This window comes from Streptomyces sp. NPDC127197, assembly GCF_042672405.1.
GTDB lineage: Bacteria > Actinomycetota > Actinomycetes > Streptomycetales > Streptomycetaceae > Streptomyces > Streptomyces flavusporus.
The window spans coordinates 60,002-77,221 of sequence record NZ_JBHXVG010000003.1 but is presented as its reverse complement, the minus strand read 5'-3'; the positions used below and the strand labels follow the sequence as shown (position 1 = coordinate 77,221).

Below are 17,220 nucleotides of genomic sequence, written 5' to 3'. Positions count from 1 at the left end.
GCGCGTTCACCCTGGAGTTGATTACGTGCCCATGACAGATTTGTTGACAGGTGCTCAACTCCCTTGTTCTACGCACGTAGCTCACCCACGCTTTACCGCAGCCCGGGCGGTACGCGACGCCCCGGGCCGTGTGCGCGAAGACGCGCGCACCCCCCCACATGCGCACGCCCCCACCCGGGCGGGCGCCGCCTGGAGGAGGACTCCCTCGTAATGGCACAACTGCGTAGCAAGAAGGCCCGGTTCGCCGCGACCACCAGCCTGGCGACCGCCGCCCTCCTGGGCGGGCTCACCGCACTCCCCGCCCAGGCCGCCCCGGCCGAGGGCAAGGTCCTGGCGGCCGGCTCCCCCACCGCCGTCAAGGACAGCTACATCGTCACCCTCAAGAAGGGCGCCGGCTTCAAGGCCGCGTCCAGCGAGGGCAAGGGTCTGATCAAGGAGTACGGCGGCACGGTGAAGCAGACGTTCAGCAAGGCGCTGAACGGCTACACAGCCAACCTCTCCGCGACCGAGGCGAGGAGACTGGCCGCCGACCCTGCGGTGGCCGCCGTCGAGCAGAACCAGCGCGTCCGGCTCGCCGACACCACACAGTCCAACGCCCCCTGGGGCCTGGACCGGATCGACCAGACCTCGCTTCCGCTTTCCGGCACCTACACATATCCGGACAGCGCGGGCAGCGGCGTGACCGTATACGTCATCGACACCGGCGTCCGCATCAGCCACTCGCAGATCAGCGGCCGGGCCACCTACGGCTACGACGCCGTCGACGGCGACACCACCGCCTCCGACGGCAACGGCCACGGCACCCATGTGGCCACCACGGTCGCGGGTTCCACTTACGGCGTCGCCAAGAAGGCGAAGATCGTGGCGGTCCGGGTGCTGAACAACAGCGGCTCCGGCACCACGGCGGGCGTGATCGCGGGCATCGACTGGGTGACGCAGAACCACTCCGGTCCCTCGGTCGCCAACATGTCGCTCGGCGGCGGCGCTTCGGCGTCGCTGGACACGGCGGTCCGCAACTCCATAGCCAGCGGCGTGACCTACGCCGTCGCGGCGGGCAACAGCAGCACCACCGCCTCCTCGTCCTCCCCGGCCCGGGTCTCCGAAGCGATCACGGTCGGCGCCACCACCAACACGGACGCCAAGGCGAGCTACTCCAACTACGGCTCGGCCCTGGACATCTTCGCGCCCGGCTCCTCCATCACGGCCGGCTGGCACACCAGCGACACCGCGACGAACACCATCTCCGGTACGTCGATGGCAACTCCGCACGTCGCGGGCGCGGCGGCGGTCTACCTCGCGAACCACACCTCGTCCACCCCCGCCCAGGTCGCCTCGGCACTGACGAGCGGAGCGACCACCGGCAAGGTCACCAGCCCGGGCAGCGGCTCCCCGAACCGGCTGCTGAAGATCGTCCCGTGACACGTCTGAGCCTGGTGTGACAGGCAGTTCCCCGGGGGCGGACCGCCGCCTCCGGGGAATGTCCATATGTGCCACAGGAAGCGCATTCCGCGTCTTGACGGCCCGGGCGGCACTGCGCGACATTGAAGCCCGGCATCCGGCGCTTCGGGGGGCAAAGTCGCCAATGCAGACCATCCGCATCAAGACCGATGCATCAGACGCACCAGACGGTGTCGAGGGGACGCGGCCGGGTTCGGGGAGGGACCTGTGGCCCGTGCTCGCGGGCGCCGTGACGGCCGTCGGGGGGATCGGCGCGCTGCTCGCGCTCACCGACTCGGGCTCGCCACTGCGCGCTCCGTTCACGCTGTTCTTCCTGCTCGTTGCGCCGGCCGCGGCCATCGCCGCGGCGCTCAGCGGGCTGGATCCGCTCAGTCGCGCACTCGTTTCGCTCGCGGGTGCGATCGTCGTCGACATGCTGGTGGCCCAGGGCCTGCTGGCCCTGCACCTGTGGTCGGTACGCGGCGGGATCGCGGCCGTGACCGCCATCAGCGCCCTCACTCTCCTGCTGGTTCTGGTACGGCGCCGCGGCGGCCGTACCGTGAGAAGACAGGGCTCGTGACGTGGACATCAGTGTGTACCGCCCCGGCGAACTGACCGCCGCCGACCGGGCGGCGTGGACGGCCATGCAGGCCAAGGCCCATCTGCACGGTTCGCCCGAGCTGGCGAACCCGTTCCTGTCCCCCGAGTTCGCGCTCGCGGTGGGCCGGTGCAGACGGGGCGTACGGATCGCGGTCGTCCGCGAGGGCGGCGAACCGGCCGCGTTCTTCCCGTTCCAGCGATCGGCGACCGGCGTCGGCCGGGCCATCGGGCTCGGTGTCTCCGACGCCCAGGGCGTGGTGCACCGGCCCGGGTTCACCTGGGACGCCCGGGAGCTGCTGCGGGCCTGTGGGCTCGTCGTATGGGAGTTCGACCACCTGGTGGAAGGCCAGCAGCCGTTCGAGGCCGAGGCCTCCGGCACCTTCCCGTCCCCGGTCATGGACGTAGACCAGGGCTACGAGGCCTATCTGAGCCAACTGCGCGGCCAGTCACCGAAGTTCACCAGGACCACGCTCGCCAAGGAGCGCAAGCTGGGCCGGGACGCGGGTGAGGTCGTGTACGTCCACGACGAGCGCGATCCCGCCGCCCTGCGCACGCTGATGGACTGGAAGTCCGCGCAGTACCGCAGGACGGGGCGCAGCGACCGCTTCGCGCACGACTGGATCACCCGGCTGGTGGAGCAGCTGTTCCACACCCGCTCCCAGCCGTTCGCCGGGATCCTGTCCGTGCTGTACGCGGACGGCAAGCCGGTCGCCGCGCACTTCGGACTGCGCAGCGAGCGGGTGCTCGCCTGCTGGTTCCCGGCGTACGACCCGGCGTACTCGAAGTACTCCCCGGGGCTGGTCCTGCATCTGCGGATGGCCGAGGCGGCCGCCGCCGACGGCATCGCCTATCTCGATCTGGGCCGGGGCCAGAAGGAATACAAGGACTCCCTGAAGACCCGTGAAATCCAAGTGTCCGAAGGGTGGGTGACGCGACGTCACCCGGTGGCGATCGGGCACCGGGCCCGACGTGCGCCGGTGCGCGCGCTGCGCAATGTCGTGGTGTCGCGGCCGGAGCTGTTCGAGCCCGCCGACCGGCTGCTCAAGAAAATGGGCAAGATCCGGTCAGGTCGCAGGTAACGGCCAAACCAACAAAAAGGTGAGGTCAGGTTCCAGGTCTTGCCATAAGGAGTGATAGGTCAATACCGTCATACATCTCACCCGCATCGGACCATCACCAAGCGGAACCAGGGGAGGGCTCAGGGGCCGCGGTGGTGCCGGCGCGGGGCGCGGTAGGGGGGTGCCGTGCTCGGTGACCTGCGTGTGACCGAGACGTGCCGCGCAACCGGCTGCCGTTTTCCGGAGCCGGCGAGCTTTTGCCAGTGACAACCCCCCTTTCGAACCGGACAAAGAGCCGGGCCGCCCGGGGGTGGGCGGTCCACCGGACGAGAGGGACCAGACTCATGAGCTCCGTTCTGGGCTCGGCAACCACGAGCCAGAATCCGACAACGGCCGGCGCATACCGGCCGATCTCCTCTCACCTGGCCATTGCGCCACCGGTGAGCGTGGTGATTCCCGCCATGAACGAGGCGGAGAATCTCCCCTACGTCTTCAAGACACTTCCGGACTGGATACACGAAGTGGTTCTTGTGGACGGCAATTCCACCGACAACACCGTCGAGGTCGCCCGTGACCTGTGGCCGGACGTGAAAGTCGTCGGACAGCGCGGCAAGGGCAAGGGCGACGCGCTGATCACCGGGTTCGAGGCCTGCACCGGCGACATCATCGTGATGGTCGACGCGGACGGCTCGGCCGACGGCAACGAGATCGTGTCGTACGTCTCCGCCCTCGTCTCGGGCGCGGACTTCGCCAAGGGCTCGCGTTTCGCCAACGGCGGCGGCACCGACGACATGACCTTCATCCGCAAGCTCGGCAACCGTGCCCTGTGCGCGGTCGTCAACCGCAAGTTCGGCGCCCGTTACACCGATCTGTGCTACGGCTACAACGCGTTCTGGCGGCACTGCCTGGACAAGATCGACCTCGACTGCACCGGCTTCGAGGTCGAGACCCTGATGAACATCCGGGTGGTCAAGGCGGGACTGAAGGTGCAGGAGATACCGAGCCACGAGTACCTCCGCATCCACGGCACCAGCAATCTGCGCGCGGTGCGCGACGGGCTGCGGGTGCTCAAGGTGATCCTCAAGGAGCGCTCCAACCGGCGTGCGCTGCGCCGCCGTTCGCATCCCTCTCCGATGCTCGACACGGTCCGGGGAGAGGTGTCTTGAGCAGTCCCGACATCTCCGTCGTGATCTGCGTCTACACCGAGGACCGCTGGGAGGACATCCTCGCGGCGGTCGTCTCGGTGCGGGCGCAGTCCCGGCCGGCTCTGGAGACGCTCCTGGTCGTGGACCACAACCAGGCGCTTCTGGACCGTCTGGCCGGGGAGTACAAGGAGGCCGGGGACGTGCGGGTGCTCGCCAACGCGGGCCCCCGCGGTCTGTCCGCCGGCCGCAACACCGGCATCGCGGCCTCCCGCGGCGACGTCATCGCCTTCCTCGACGACGACGCCGTCGCCGAACGCGACTGGCTGCGCCACTTCGCCTCGTCGTACGCCGACCCGCGGGTCATGGCGGTCGGCGGCCGTACGGAGCCGGTCTGGGCGTCCGGACGCCGGCCTGTCTGGTTCCCGGAGGAGTTCGACTGGGTGGTCGGCTGCACCTACCGGGGCCTGCCGCGCGGGCTGGTCCGGGTGCGCAACGTCCTCGGCGGCAACGCTTCCTTCCGCCGCAGCGCGTTCGACGCGGCGGGCGGCTTCGCCACCGGTATCGGCCGCGACGGCGACAAGCGCCCGCTGGGCTGCGAGGAGACGGAACTGTGCATCCGCCTCACCCGCGCCCTGCCCGAGGCGGTCCTGCTGATCGACGACCGTGCAGTGATCCACCACCGGGTGCCGAAGGCGCGTGAGCACTTCGGGTACTTCCGTACGCGTACGTATGCCGAAGGCCTGTCGAAGGCGCTGGTGGCCCGAAGTGTCGGCGCGGACAAGGGACTCGAGTCGGAACGCCGGTACACGACCCGGGTGCTGCCCGCCGGGGTGGCGCGCGGGCTGCGCGACGCCGTGCTGGCCCGGCCGGGCGGTGCGGGGCGGGCGGGTGCGATCGTCGCCGGAGTGTTCGCGGCGGCCGGTGGGTACGTCGTGGGGAGTGTCCGGGCGCGCAGGGGCGGCACCACGTTCTCCGTGGCGCCGATCGAGGGGGGTTCCGGTGTCTGAGGTGCGCGTACCGATCCTCATGTACCACGCGGTCGCGACCGACCCGAACGACGCCACCCGCGCCCTGTCGGTCACCCCCGATGCCTTCGCCCAGCAGATGGCGGTCATCGGCGACCTGGGCCTGACCCCGGTGACCACGGCCGACCTTGCGGCACGGTGGCGCACGGGCCGCCCCCTGCCGCCGCGCCCGGTGCTGGTCACCTTCGACGACGGCTACGAGGGCGTGCACCGGCACGCCCTGCCCGTGCTGGCCAAGCACGGCTTCCCGGCCACGCTGTTCGTCTCCACGGGCTGGCTCAGGGGCGCCTACGACACCGGCGGCGGCCTGGACCGCATGCTCGACTGGGACCAGGTGCGGGAGCTGGCGGACGCGGGCGTCGAGATCGGCGGCCACAGCCACAGCCACCCGCAGCTGGACCAGCTCGACGACGACGCCCTGCGCTTCGAGCTGACCCGCTGCCGGGATATTGTGGCCGGTGAACTGGGCGCCCTGCCCGTGTCGTTCGCCTACCCCTACGGCTACTCCAGCCGCCGGGTGCGGCAGGAGGTGCGCGCCACGGGGTACGCCCAGGCGCTCGCCGTCGGCAACGACCTGGCCGGCCGCCGGCAGGGGCCGTACGCCCTGCGCCGTGTCACCGTGCGCCGCAGCACCGGTCTCGAGGAGTTCGAGCGGCTGATCGAGGGCCGCTCGATCGCCCGCGCCTTCGCCAGGGACCGCGCCCTCACCAAGGGGTACGCGATGGTCCGCAGAGCACGACAGGTCCGCCGGAAGGCCACCAGAACCCGTGTCTGACACGACGACCACAGCACAGGCCGAACCCACCGAGACGCAGACCCCGGAGCAGCAGCCCCGGCGCCGGCTGCGCCTGCCCGGACTCGGCCGGTCGCCGGGAGGCGGTCAGCTGTTCCGCAACGCCTACGCGCTGATGCTCAACACCGGCATCTCCGCCCTCCTGGGCCTCGGCTACTGGCTGGTGGCGGCCCGCTACTACTCCGAGGCGGCGGTCGGCCAGGGCTCGGCCGCGATCGCCGCGATGAAGCTCCTCGCGGGGCTCACCGCGGTGACGCTCACCGGTGCCCTGGCCCGCTTCATCCCGGTCGCGGGCCGCACCACCGGGCGGCTCATCCTCCGTACGTACGCGGGCAGTTCGCTGGTGGTGGCGCTGGCCGCGGGTGTCTTTCTGCTGACGCTGGACGTGTGGGGGCCGTCGTACCGCTTCCTGCACGGGCCGCTGCCCGCCGTCGGGTTCGTGGTGGCCGTCGTCGCGTGGAACCTGCTCACCCTGCAGGACGGTGTGCTGACCGGACTGCGCAGCGCGCTGTGGGTGCCGGTGGGCAACACCGTGTTCTCCGCGGTGAAGCTGGGGCTGCTGGTCGCGTTCGCGGTGGCGATCCCGATGACCGGCGTCTTCGTGTCCTGGGTCGCGGCGATCGCCACCTCCGTGCTGCCGCTCGGCTGGCTGGTGTTCCGGCGGCTGGTGCCCCGGCATGTGAAGGCGACCGAGGAGCAGGCGACCCCGCCGACGCTCGGGGAGGTCGGCAGGTTCCTGGCCGGTGACTACACCGGGTCGCTGTTCTCGCTCGCCGTGGTCTATCTCGTGCCGGTGATCGTGGCCGCGCAGGTCAGCTCCGAGGACAACGCGTACTTCTACATCACCGCCACCATCGGCGGCACGGTCAACCTGCTCGCCATCAACATGGGCGCCTCGCTGACCGTCGAGGGCTCGCACGACCCGGGCCGCCTCGCCGCCAACACCCGTGCCGCGCTGAAGCGGATGGCGCGGATCATGCTGCCGGTCGCCGCCCTGCTGTTCTTCGGCGCCCCGTGGATCCTCGGTGTCTTCGGTGCCGGCTACGCGGACGCGGCGACGCCGCTGCTGCGCTGGTTCGCACTCGGCGCGGTGCTGCGGGTCGTGATGGAGACGTACCTGGCGGTGCTGCGCGCGCAGAGCCGCACCGCCGGACTCGCCTGGCTGCAGGGCCTGTTGTGCGTGCTGGTGCTCGGGCTGACGCTGCTGCTGCTCCCCCGCATGGGGCTGACCGGCGCGGGCGTCGCGGAGATCGCCAGCCTCGCGGTGATCGTGGCGATCGCCGCGCCCAGGCTGTACAAGATCGTCAGGGCTCCGTCCGTCGACGTCGTCGAGAGCACGGCACCCGACGGGGACCTCGCCGACCTGGGGGCGCGCGAGGTCCCGGCGGCGCCCGGGCCGGCGCGCAAGCGCGGGCCGGCCTGGGCGCTCGACGGCGACACCCTCGCTCTCGGCATCCATGTCGACTTCGACCACCTCGAACGCCGCCCCGACGTGCGGCCGGGGCCGGGGACACCGCCGACGGGCGTGCCCGTGCTGCCGGAGCCGGAGGTGGACGCACCGTTCTCGCCGGAGGCCGACGTGGGCGAGGCGGTCGTATCAGAACCGGAGCCGGTATCAGTCTCGGAAGCGGATGTTCCCCGTCCGGAGCCCTTGCAGCGCAGCCTGTTCCCCACCCGCCTCGGTGTGATCCTCGGCTGTCTGCTGATCGCCGCCCTCCTCCTGTACTGGGTCCCGGCCCTGCGACTCGGCGAAGCCGACCTGGACCGGATGGGCGGGCTCGGCCTCATCTCCGTGCTGCCGGCCCCGACCCTGGTCGGCGCCGGACTGCTGGTCGTGGTGTTCGCATCACTGCTGTGGCTCGGTCGCGAGCACCGGACGCTGCTGCTGGTCACCCTGCTGGCGACCGTCGTGTCCCTGCACGCGCTGCCCGCGGTGATCGAGACCGAGCCGCGGTTCGCGACGGCCTGGCAGCACCTCGGGTTCCTCGACCACATCGACCGGACCGGCGTCGCGGTGCCCGACCTGGACGCGCGCTGGAGCTGGCCGGGCTTCTTCGCGGCCGCCGCGTTCGTCGCCCAGGCCTGCGGGGTCACGGACCTCACCGAGGTCATCCGCTGGTGGCCGCTGACCATGCAACTGCTCTACCTGGCCCCGCTGTTCCTGCTGACCCGCTCGCTCCGGGCGAGCTGGCGCGCCAAGTGGACCGGTGTCTGGATCTTCGTGCTGAGCGGCTGGGTCGGCCAGGACTACTTCTCCCCGCAGGGCTTCACCTATCTGCTGTACCTCGTCTTCGTGGCGATCCTGCTCGTCTGGTTCCGTGCCCCACGTGTGATCTGGACCAAGGCGCGACCCGGCGAGATGGAGGTCGAGCCGACGAACCGGCGGCAGCGGGCGGTGCTGCTGCTGGTGGTGACCGGTCTGTTCGCGGCGACCGTGCCGGCCCACCAGCTCACCCCGTTCGTGATGCTGGGCGTGCTCGCGGTCCTCGTCCTGATCGGCAGGTCCGAGCTGCGCGGCCTGCCCGTCCTGTGCGGGGTGATGGTCGCCGCCTGGATCGGCTTCCTGGCCGAGCCGTACTGGTCGGGGCACTTCGCCGAGCTGTTCGGCGGGGTCGGCGGCGTCGGCGGCAATGTGTCGTCGTCGGTGTCCGGCCGGATCGAGGGCGGCAGTTCCACCCACAAACTCGTGCTATACGCGCGCGTGGCGCTGGCCGGCGGGGTGATGGCCTTCGCCTGCTGGGGCTGGTGGCGGCGGCGCGAGCACAAGTACCGGGAGCGTTCGCTGCTGGTCCTCGCCTTCGTGCCGTTCCTGGGCTTCGGCATGCAGTCGTACGGCGGTGAAATGGCGCTGCGCGTCTTCATGTTCGCGCTGCCCGGCGCCGCCCTGCTGGCCGGACTTGCCCTGTTCCCGCGGACCGGCGTCACCGCCGAGGAGCGCGACAAGGACCGGGTGAGCCTCGCTCCGCTGGCCGCGCTGATGGCCGGGCTGGTGCTCATGGGCGGCTTCCTGGTGGCCCGTTGGGGCAACGAGACCTTCGAGCGGGTACGGCCCGGTGAGGTCGCCGCGATGGAGTACGTGTACGCCCATGACGACCCGAGCGTCCGGCTGCTGTGGCTCAGCGACGACCCGCTGGAGACCGTGACGCCGGCCATGCCGTGGGGCGCCCGGGACATGGAGAAGGTGCAGTACGTGCCGACGCAGGCGCCGACCGACCCGGTGCTGGTGTCGGGGCTGGTCAAGGCGCTGAAGGACGCGGGGCCGAACTCGTATCTGATGATCAACCGGAGTCAGGTCACCTTCCTGCGCATGGACGTGGGCTACTCGGCGACCTGGGAGCCCCGGCTGCTCCAGAACCTGGACCGGCGGCCGGAGCTGCGGAAGGTGTACGTCAACGAGGACGTCACCATCTACTCCCTGGCCCGGCAGCCCAGGGGTCCCGTGCCGGAGGCGGATCCGGGGTCGGCCGGACCGCTGGTGACCTGGACACCCTGGTCGGTGGTCGGGGCGCTCGCGGCCGTCGCGCTGATCCTGCTGCTGACGGCGCGGGAAGTGGTCCGGGTGGCGGTGCGGCCGAGCGTGCGGCAACTGCGGTGGCTGCAGAGCACCTTCTGGTTCTCGCTGCCACTGCTGGCGGTGCTGCTCGCCTCGCTGGTGCAGCGGTTCCTGACAATGAAGTGAGCGGCCTACCGCTTCAGCCACTTCACCTCGTACGCCTGCAGGTCGAACCGCTTGCCGTCGACCTCGGTGCTGATCGCCCGGTCGAGCGTGTTGACCACCAGGACGGTCCTGTCACTGGCGAGGACACGTACGTCCGCCGGGGCGGACACCGTCTCGTACGCCGTGCCCGGCGGGAACTCGGCGTTGAAGCGGGCGACCAGGTCGTACATGGGCAGTTTGCCGCCCCCGTCGCCGGTGTCGGTCGGCGTCCACAGGCAGCCGGGGCAGTCGGGGCCCGTCTCCTCCTCCGGGTTCCAGTAGAAGCCGGAGGAGGCGCCGCCCTTGACCATGGCAATCATTCCGGCGGCCTGGACGGCACCGCGGCGGGCCTCGGACCAGCCGTGCCGGTCGTCGTTGCCGTCGGACGGCTCGACGTAGTACTCGGCCCACCACAGCGGCAGATCGCCGCCGGTCTGCCGGCGCACCCACTGGCCGACGGCCGTGAACTTGTCCGTCGCGGCGAACTCGTCGGGCAGCAGATCGTCGTCCTTGGTGTAGCTGGAGCCGTCCACGACGACGAAGTCGGCGCCCGCCTTGTGCTCGTTCCAGTAGCTGAAGGCGTCCAGGACCCGCTGGTCCATGGCGCCCCAGGGGCCCTTGAGGGTGCGGGAGGCGTTCTCGGCCTGGCGGGGGTCGACGCTGTCCATCACGAGGTACGGGCCGCCGACCATGATGTCGGCGTCGACCTTCTTCAGGGCCCGGTACACGAGGTTGTACAGCTTGGTGTAGCCCTCGTGGTCCCAGCGGTGCTCCGCGTCGTTCCAGAACCCCTTGAACTCGTTCCAGACGATGAAGTGGCGCACGTCCGGATAGCGCTTGGCGACGGTCGCGGCGAGCGCGGCGAAGTCGTCGTAGTGCTCGGGGTCGGGGGCCGTCTCCAGGGCCGACTGGCTCCAGTCGGTGTTGCCGGCGCCTGCCTCGCCGCCCTTCATCCAGTCCGGGGCGCAGCACAGGGTGATGACCGGTGTGCCCCCGGAGGCGCGGACGAAGTCGACCCGGCGGTCCAGTGCTGCGAAGTCGTAACGCCCCTTCACCGGCTCGGGGTTGTCGGCTCCCCAGCCCATGATGTGCTGGTTCTGCGGCAGGCTTGTGGTCTTGAGCAGGCCTTGGACACGCGCGGTGGCGGCGGCGCTGCCCTCGTCGGCGCTGAACTGGGTGTGGGTGAAGCCCCAGCCGACGTCCGGCTGCGGCTCCTGCGGCGGGGTGGCGGGCGTGCCGTGCACCTTGTCGCCGTCGGGCGAGGTGCCCTCGGTGCTCGCGCCGCCGCCGGGAAGCGTGCTGACCAGGGTCACCACCAAGGCCACGACGGCCGCCGACACACCGAGCAGCGCGGTGAGCCGCCACCGCCGTGCCCCCGAATCCCACCCATGACGTCCCATCGAAGGCAACAGTAACGGCGGGCAGGCGGGTTGGGGCAGATGTCGTGGATGTACGACCTGGTAACAGGACGGAGAGGGACACAGCAGGAGGAGGAGCGTGGAGCCGACACTCCACGCGCACCGCGGAAACCGGGTGCACGCGGCGCCCGTGTGCCCGATCATGGCGGCATGTCTGCGAACCCACACGACGCTCTGCCGATCCGGCTCAACGTCGACGACAGCGACTCGCCGTCCGACGTCGTCGACGCGCTGTTCCTCGGCCGCTTCGCGACGGGCGAGCAGCCGTACTCGCACGCGGCCAACATCGACCGCGTACGGTCCGGGGCGACACTGCTGCCGCCGGACGCCCGGGTGCTGCGCGCGGCCCGCGACGACGACCGCAGCGCCACGCTGGCGGAGGGCGACGGCTGGACGCTGCTCGTCTCCCGCTGGAACCGCGGCGCCGACGTCACGGTGACGGCAACCAGCCCCGAGCTGGCGCAGCAGGTCCTCGACCAGGCCACGGACGGCGCGGCGGACGAACCCGAGCCGCAGCCGGAGAACGTCACGATGGGCTTCTGGTACGTCTCCCCGAGGCGCGGCCCGCACCGTACGACACGGCAGATCTCGGCGGGTACGTGGGACGAGGTCCGGGCCAACTACACGGCGCCGGTCGCGGACGCGATGGACCGCCTGATGAAGACGACCCCGGAGGACATCGCAGGCCGGCTGCTGCTCCTGCACGGCCCGCCCGGCACCGGCAAGACGTCGGCGCTGCGCACGCTGGCCCGCTCGTGGCGGGACTGGTGCCAGGTGGACTGCGTCCTGGACCCGGAACGCCTCTTCTCCGACGTCGGCTACCTCATGGACATCGCGATCGGCGAGGAGGACTCGGCGGGCAAGGGCCGCTGGCGGCTGCTGCTGCTGGAGGACTGCGACGAGCTGATCCGCGGCGAGGCCAAGCACACGGCCGGGCAGGCGCTGTCCCGCCTGCTGAACCTCACCGACGGCCTGCTGGGCCAGGGCCGCAACGTCCTGGTCGGCGTCACCACCAACGAGGACCTCGAGCGCCTCCACCCCGCCGTCGTCCGGCCGGGCCGCTGTCTGGCCCGCATCGAGGTGGGGCCCCTGACCCGGCGGGAGGCGGTCGGCTGGCTGGGCAGCGAGGAGGGCGTGGGCCGCGAGGGCGCGACACTGGCGGAGCTGTACGCGCTGCGCCGGGGCACGTCACCGACGACGCTGCCGGAGCCGCGGGACGGGTCGGATGCGGGACTGTACCTGTAGGGCTGCGGCTTCGGCCGGTGCTTTGATGGATGTATGACCCTGTTCGTCGGCACGTCGGGGTGGCAGTACAAGGACTGGCGGGGGCTGCTCTACCCGGACGGGTGTCCCACACGTCTGTGGCTGGAGGAGTACGCGGAGCGGTTCGCCACCGTGGAGATCAACAACGCGTTCTACCGGCTGCCGACACGGGAGAACTTCGAGGCCTGGCGGGATCGCGTGCCGGGGGATTTCGTCATCGCGGTCAAGGCGAGCCGCTACCTCACCCACATCAAGCGGCTGCGGGACCCCGAGGAACCGGTGAACCGCCTGATGAGCCACGCGGAAGGGCTGGGCGACCGTCTGGGCCCGGTCCTGCTGCAACTCCCACCGACGCTGCGCGCCGATGCCGACCTGCTGGATGCCTGCCTCGCCTGCTTCCCTGCCGGCACGCGCATCGCGGTCGAACCGCGTCACGACTCCTGGTGGACGCCGGAGGTGGAGGCGGTGCTGCGCTCCCGGGGCGCGGCCCTGTGCTGGGCCGACGTCCAGGCCCGCCCGGTGACGCCGCTGTGGCGCACCACCGACTGGGGCTACGTCCGTTTCCACCAGGGCCGCGCTCAGCCGTGGCCGCGCTACGGTCGGCAGTCCCTGCGGACGTGGGTCCAGCGGATCGCGGACACCTGGTCCGACGGGCACGACGTGTACGCGTACTTCAACAACGACCCCGGCGGGGCGGCGGTGGAGGACGCCGTGGTGTTCGGGGAACTGGCGGCGCGGGAGGGGCGGACGGTCACACGGACTCCGGAGCGGCTGGAACGTACTGCGTGACTCCCCCTGGTTCCCGCCGTGGCTACTCGGCGTACGCCGCCCGCAGGGCGTCCCGAACAGCGTCGAGCGCCGCCCCCTCACCGAGCCCGAGCCGTCGGACTCGCTCGGCATAGGCCTGCGCAGCCGACGCCGCCTCCCTCTCGGCCGCCGAGCCCGCGGCGGCGACGAACGTCCCATGCCGGCCCCGCGTCTCGATCACCCCGTCCGTCTCCAGCGCCCGGTACGCCTTGGCGACGGTGTTCGCGGCGAGGCCGAGCGACTCGGCCAGCCCCCGCACGGTCGGCAGCCGATACCCCACGGGCAGCGCACCCGACCGGGCCTGCTCGGAGATCTGCGCCCGCACCTGCTCGTACGGCGGGGCACTGTCGTCGATGTGGATCTTCAAGGTCACGGGCCGATTGTCCCGTACCCGACGGAAAATGAGAGGCATCCCGCACTCGTCCCCACGTAACGTGCGCATCCATGACCGTCACCGTGCGCGACCTCCGCCCGGAGATCCGAGCCGACATCGAGGGCTTCGCCCGCGTCAGGAGTCTCACCACGCCCTTCCTCCTGATGACCCCGGAATCCCTCATGCACGACCTCACCCACATGAGCCCCGAGGCGCACTATCGCCCCCTCGTCGCCGTGGACGACGGCGAGGTGATCGGCACGGCCCAGGTGCACCTGGCCCACGACAGCCCCGAGCCCGGCCAGGGCAACGTCAACGTGTACGTGCACCCGGAGCGGACCCGCCGCGGCGCCGGCGCGCTGCTGGTCCGGGCCGCCGAGGAGCATCTGGCCGCCCACGGCGCGACCAGGCTGTTCACCTGGGTCCTGGACGAACCCGGCAACCGCGCCTTCGCCGCGTCGCACGGCTACGAGGCGAGCCGCTCTGCCCACTTCCTCCGCCTGGACCTGGCGAACGGCACGCTGCCACCGCTGCGGACCCCGCCGCCGGGCGTCGAGTTGCGCACGGCCGCCGACTTCGCGGACGACCCACGCCCGGTGTTCGAACTGGACGCGGAGACGACGTCGGACGAACCGAGCGACGTCGACATCGAGTTCACCGACTACGAGGCCTGGGTCGAGGAGACCTGGAAATGCCCACTGCTGGACCTCGACCTGACCACGGTCGCGGTCGTCGACGGCCGCCCCGCCGCCTTCACCGCGGCGTACACGGACGGCACCTGTCACTACGCCACCTCCATGACCGGAACGGCCCGCGCGTTCCGCGGCCGGGGCCTGGCCAAGCTCGTCAAGAACGACTCCCTGCACCGCGCCCGCGCCGCCGGGTACACGGAGGCGTTCACGGGCAACGACACCGGCAACGGCCCGATGCTCGCTATCAACAAGTGGCTGGGGTACGAGGTCTGCGCGACGGAGGTGCGGTATGTCCGCGAACTCGGCTGAAGTGGACGTCGTCCTCGTCAAGGGCGGCCGCACGAAGATCCGTTACCCCGCGGAGCTGCTCGGCGACGACGGCACCCGCATCACGGTGCGCGCCCCCTGGGCGGGTGAGGGCGTGCGCGACTTCGGCTTCGTGCGCTTCGAACAGGGCGACGTCTTCACGGAGTACTACTGGCGGGACCGCTGGTACTCGGTGAAGGAGGTCCGCACGGCCACGGGCACCCTCAAGGGCTGGTACTGCGACATCACCCGCCCGGCCGTGCTCACCGGCACGGAGCTGGTCGTCGAGGACCTCGACCTGGACCTGTGGCGCTCCGCCGACGGCACGGACGTACGCCGCCTGGACGAGGACGAGTTCGCGGAGAGCGGCCTGCCGGAAACGGACCCGCCGGCGGCCGCCACCGCCCTCGCAACCCTCGACGAACTGGAAACCCTGGCCCACGGCACCGACTTCGACGCGCTGCTCAGGTAGCGGCAGCCGGCCTGACAGCTCTCACACCAGGCACACGACCGCGTACCGCTCGTCCTCCACGCGTCTCCCCCACAGCCCGGCGTCCTCCGACAACCGCTCCACCCGCACCCGCCCGCCGAGCGGCACGAGCAGCGCGCGAAGCCGCTCGGCAGGTATGCCGACCGGGCTGGTCCTCCCCCACACGCCCTCGACCAGCACGAGCCTTCCTCCGGGCCGCACCAGCCCCCGCCAGTGCCGCAGGACGCGGCCGGGGTCGGGCAGCGTCCACAGGACGTGTCGTACGAGGACGACATCGAATCGCTGCGCCCCCACCGGCGGTGCCGCCGCGTCACCGATGAGAAATGCGGCGTCACGTCCGGCGAGCTTCGCGCGGGCCCGGTCCACCATGGCCGGGGACAGATCGACGCCGGTGACGCGATGTCCCTGCTCGGCGGCGAGGAGCGACAGGCTGCCGGTGCCGCAGCCGAGGTCGAGGATGTCGCAGGGGGCGTCGGGCAGCCAGGAGCGGAGCCGCTCCGCCCAGGCGTCCCGGACGTCGGGATCGCGCAGTCCGTGGTCCGGCTCGTCGTCGAAGGTGGCGGCCGACGCGTCCCAGTCCACGTCATTCGCCGAGGTCGTTCCGTCCCGGTCATCCGTCATGCGCCCAAGAGTGACAGCCGCCACTGACAGTCGAATCGTGACAGCCGCCACTGACAGACCCGTACCGATGAGGAACTCTCGCCGAAAGGGTCTACCTCCGTGAGATCGCGGAAATGCGGTAGGCACTGAAGGAGGCAGCCATGCGCCGAGTCACAGTGCACAAGCCCCCGCGGAAGACGGACACCCGCCGGGTCCGTGAGGAGGCCGAGGAGCGGCCCGCCGAGCGCCCGGAGGTGCGGAAGGACATCGCACGGACGTGGTGGCCGGACGGGTGACCGGGCCGGGTACCGGCGTACGGCGCCTCGCAGGCGCGGCGAACCGTGCCTACCTCAGCGCAGCATGAGCACTCCCTTAAAGGGACCATAAGGATCTCCATCACCCGCCTCCAGCAGGCGATTTCACGGTTTCTTGGGGCTAGCTTCTGATCAGCCCCCACGGGATCCCCCCGGGATTCACCCCAGTGACCGTTACGAGGAGCTCCCCCATGCCCGCACGCCGCAAGGCCGCCGCCGTCACCACCCTCGGCCTGGCCCCACTCGCTCTGACCGCGCTCGCCGCCGCACCCGCATCCGCGCACGGCTCGATGGGCGACCCGGTCAGCCGGGTCTCGCAGTGTTACGCCGAGGGCCCCGAGAGCCCCCGGTCGGACGCCTGCAAGGCGGCGGTCGCGGCCGGCGGCACCCAGGCGCTCTACGACTGGAACGGCATACGCATCGGCGACGCGAACGGCCGCCACCAGGAGCTGATCCCCGACGGCAAGCTGTGCAGCGCGAACAACGACGAGTTCAAGGGCCTCGACCTGGCCCGCGCCGACTGGCCGGCGACGAGCGTCAGCAGCGGCTCGTACACCTTCAAGTACCGCGTGACGGCCCCGCACAAGGGCACCTTCAAGGTGTATGTCACCAAGCCGGGTTACGACCCGTCCCAGCCGCTCGCCTGGGACGACCTGGACCTGGCCGACCCGGTGGCGACGGCCACCGACCCGGCCCCCGTGGGCGGCTTCTACACGTTCTCCGGCACACTCCCCGAGCGTTCCGGCAAGCATCTGCTGTACGCCGTCTGGCAGCGCTCGGACAGCCCGGAGGCGTTCTACTCCTGCTCGGACGTCACCTTCGGCGGCAGCAGCAGCGAGGAGAGCGGCTCCGACCCCTCCCCGGCGCCCACCGCGTCCGCCCCCTCCGAGGGGCAGATCGAGGCCGGTACCGACAAGTCGACCGTCGAGAACCACGGCCACGGCGACAACGACGCCCGTACGTCGGCGGAGCCGGTCGCGGCGGCCGGCACGCCCGCGGCCAACCAGCCCAAGGCCGCCGGTGCCACCGAGAACCTCGCCGAGACCGGCGGCGACAGCAGCACGCCGTACATCGCCGTCGCCGGCGCGGCCGCGCTGGCGCTCGGCTCGGCGGCCCTGTTCGCGTCGGTACGACGGCGGGCGGTGGGCGGCGGCCGGACCGGCCGCTGAACCGGACTCCGGGGCCTGACCGGCGGCTCAGGC

The 17,220-nt window shown here is 71.2% G+C and carries 16 protein-coding genes; 13 read left to right on the top strand and 3 right to left on the bottom strand.

Features of this window, described 5'->3' with window-relative positions; translation table 11 throughout:
• The first annotated feature begins 210 nt into the window (after positions 1–210).
• From ACFVJQ_RS05475 to ACFVJQ_RS05445, 7 genes are all read left to right on the top strand, one after another.
• Positions 211–1,419 (top strand): S8 family peptidase, encoded by a 1,209-nt coding sequence (locus tag ACFVJQ_RS05475; protein WP_385512973.1) that lies wholly within the window; start codon positions 211–213, stop codon positions 1,417–1,419.
• Positions 1,420–1,672: 253 nt separating this feature from the next.
• The gene (locus tag ACFVJQ_RS05470) at positions 1,673–2,017 is read left to right on the top strand and encodes a hypothetical protein (RefSeq protein WP_385512972.1); all 345 of its coding nucleotides are present in this window, start codon (positions 1,673–1,675) and stop codon (positions 2,015–2,017) included.
• 1 nt (position 2,018) lies between these two features.
• Positions 2,019–3,116, top strand: coding sequence for a GNAT family N-acetyltransferase (locus tag ACFVJQ_RS05465; RefSeq protein ID WP_385781129.1), 1,098 nt, complete (start codon positions 2,019–2,021; stop codon positions 3,114–3,116).
• 323 nt (positions 3,117–3,439) lie between these two features.
• A complete protein-coding gene (locus ACFVJQ_RS05460) occupies positions 3,440–4,261 on the top strand; it encodes a glycosyltransferase family 2 protein (protein WP_385512970.1) in 822 nt (273 codons plus the stop codon).
• Positions 4,258–5,247: a glycosyltransferase family 2 protein gene (locus tag ACFVJQ_RS05455; RefSeq protein WP_385781126.1), complete on the top strand. Its 990-nt coding sequence runs from the start codon at positions 4,258–4,260 to the stop codon at positions 5,245–5,247. The genes ACFVJQ_RS05460 and ACFVJQ_RS05455 overlap by 4 nt, the downstream gene beginning before the upstream one ends.
• Positions 5,240–6,040, top strand: a complete 801-nt coding sequence (locus ACFVJQ_RS05450) for a polysaccharide deacetylase family protein (protein ID WP_385512968.1) — start codon at positions 5,240–5,242, stop codon at positions 6,038–6,040. Before ACFVJQ_RS05455 ends, ACFVJQ_RS05450 begins: the two co-directional genes overlap by 8 nt.
• A complete protein-coding gene (locus tag ACFVJQ_RS05445; protein ID WP_385512967.1) occupies positions 6,033–9,737 on the top strand; it encodes a polysaccharide biosynthesis C-terminal domain-containing protein in 3,705 nt (1,234 codons plus the stop codon). Before ACFVJQ_RS05450 ends, ACFVJQ_RS05445 begins: the two co-directional genes overlap by 8 nt.
• A gap of 5 nt (positions 9,738–9,742) precedes the next feature.
• On the opposite strand, the gene ACFVJQ_RS05440 is transcribed toward ACFVJQ_RS05445, so the two are convergent.
• Positions 9,743–11,155, bottom strand: coding sequence for a xylan 1,4-beta-xylosidase (locus tag ACFVJQ_RS05440; protein WP_385781123.1), 1,413 nt, complete (start codon positions 11,153–11,155; stop codon positions 9,743–9,745).
• A 168-nt stretch (positions 11,156–11,323) separates the two neighbouring features.
• Here ACFVJQ_RS05440 and ACFVJQ_RS05435 point away from each other — a divergent pair, with 168 nt between their 5' ends.
• Both ACFVJQ_RS05435 and ACFVJQ_RS05430 read left to right on the top strand, forming a co-directional pair.
• On the top strand, positions 11,324–12,418 hold the full coding sequence (locus ACFVJQ_RS05435; RefSeq protein ID WP_385512965.1) for a DUF5925 domain-containing protein: 1,095 nt from the start codon (positions 11,324–11,326) through the stop codon (positions 12,416–12,418).
• A 33-nt stretch (positions 12,419–12,451) separates the two neighbouring features.
• The gene (locus tag ACFVJQ_RS05430) at positions 12,452–13,225 is read left to right on the top strand and encodes a DUF72 domain-containing protein (RefSeq protein ID WP_385512964.1); all 774 of its coding nucleotides are present in this window, start codon (positions 12,452–12,454) and stop codon (positions 13,223–13,225) included.
• Between the two features lie 22 nt (positions 13,226–13,247).
• Here the strand turns inward: ACFVJQ_RS05430 and ACFVJQ_RS05425 are convergent, their stop codons facing one another.
• Positions 13,248–13,616 (bottom strand): GntR family transcriptional regulator, encoded by a 369-nt coding sequence (locus ACFVJQ_RS05425; protein WP_385512963.1) that lies wholly within the window; start codon positions 13,614–13,616, stop codon positions 13,248–13,250.
• A gap of 71 nt (positions 13,617–13,687) precedes the next feature.
• On the opposite strand from ACFVJQ_RS05425, the gene ACFVJQ_RS05420 reads away from it, so the two are divergent.
• Together ACFVJQ_RS05420 and ACFVJQ_RS05415 are read left to right on the top strand one after the other, a co-directional pair.
• Positions 13,688–14,617, top strand: a complete 930-nt coding sequence (locus tag ACFVJQ_RS05420) for a GNAT family N-acetyltransferase (RefSeq protein ID WP_385781119.1) — start codon at positions 13,688–13,690, stop codon at positions 14,615–14,617.
• Positions 14,598–15,086, top strand: a complete 489-nt coding sequence (locus ACFVJQ_RS05415; protein WP_385781116.1) for a DUF402 domain-containing protein — start codon at positions 14,598–14,600, stop codon at positions 15,084–15,086. The genes ACFVJQ_RS05420 and ACFVJQ_RS05415 overlap by 20 nt, the downstream gene beginning before the upstream one ends.
• A 21-nt stretch (positions 15,087–15,107) precedes the next feature.
• On the opposite strand, the gene ACFVJQ_RS05410 is transcribed toward ACFVJQ_RS05415, so the two are convergent.
• Positions 15,108–15,725 (bottom strand): class I SAM-dependent methyltransferase, encoded by a 618-nt coding sequence (locus ACFVJQ_RS05410; RefSeq protein WP_385781113.1) that lies wholly within the window; start codon positions 15,723–15,725, stop codon positions 15,108–15,110.
• Between the two features lie 140 nt (positions 15,726–15,865).
• On the opposite strand from ACFVJQ_RS05410, the gene ACFVJQ_RS05405 reads away from it, so the two are divergent.
• Together ACFVJQ_RS05405 and ACFVJQ_RS05400 are read left to right on the top strand one after the other, a co-directional pair.
• Entirely contained in the window at positions 15,866–16,000 is a 135-nt protein-coding gene (locus ACFVJQ_RS05405) for a hypothetical protein (protein WP_129797071.1), read from the top strand.
• A 209-nt stretch (positions 16,001–16,209) separates the two neighbouring features.
• A complete protein-coding gene (locus tag ACFVJQ_RS05400; protein WP_385781110.1) occupies positions 16,210–17,187 on the top strand; it encodes a lytic polysaccharide monooxygenase in 978 nt (325 codons plus the stop codon).
• Positions 17,188–17,220 lie beyond the last annotated feature (33 nt).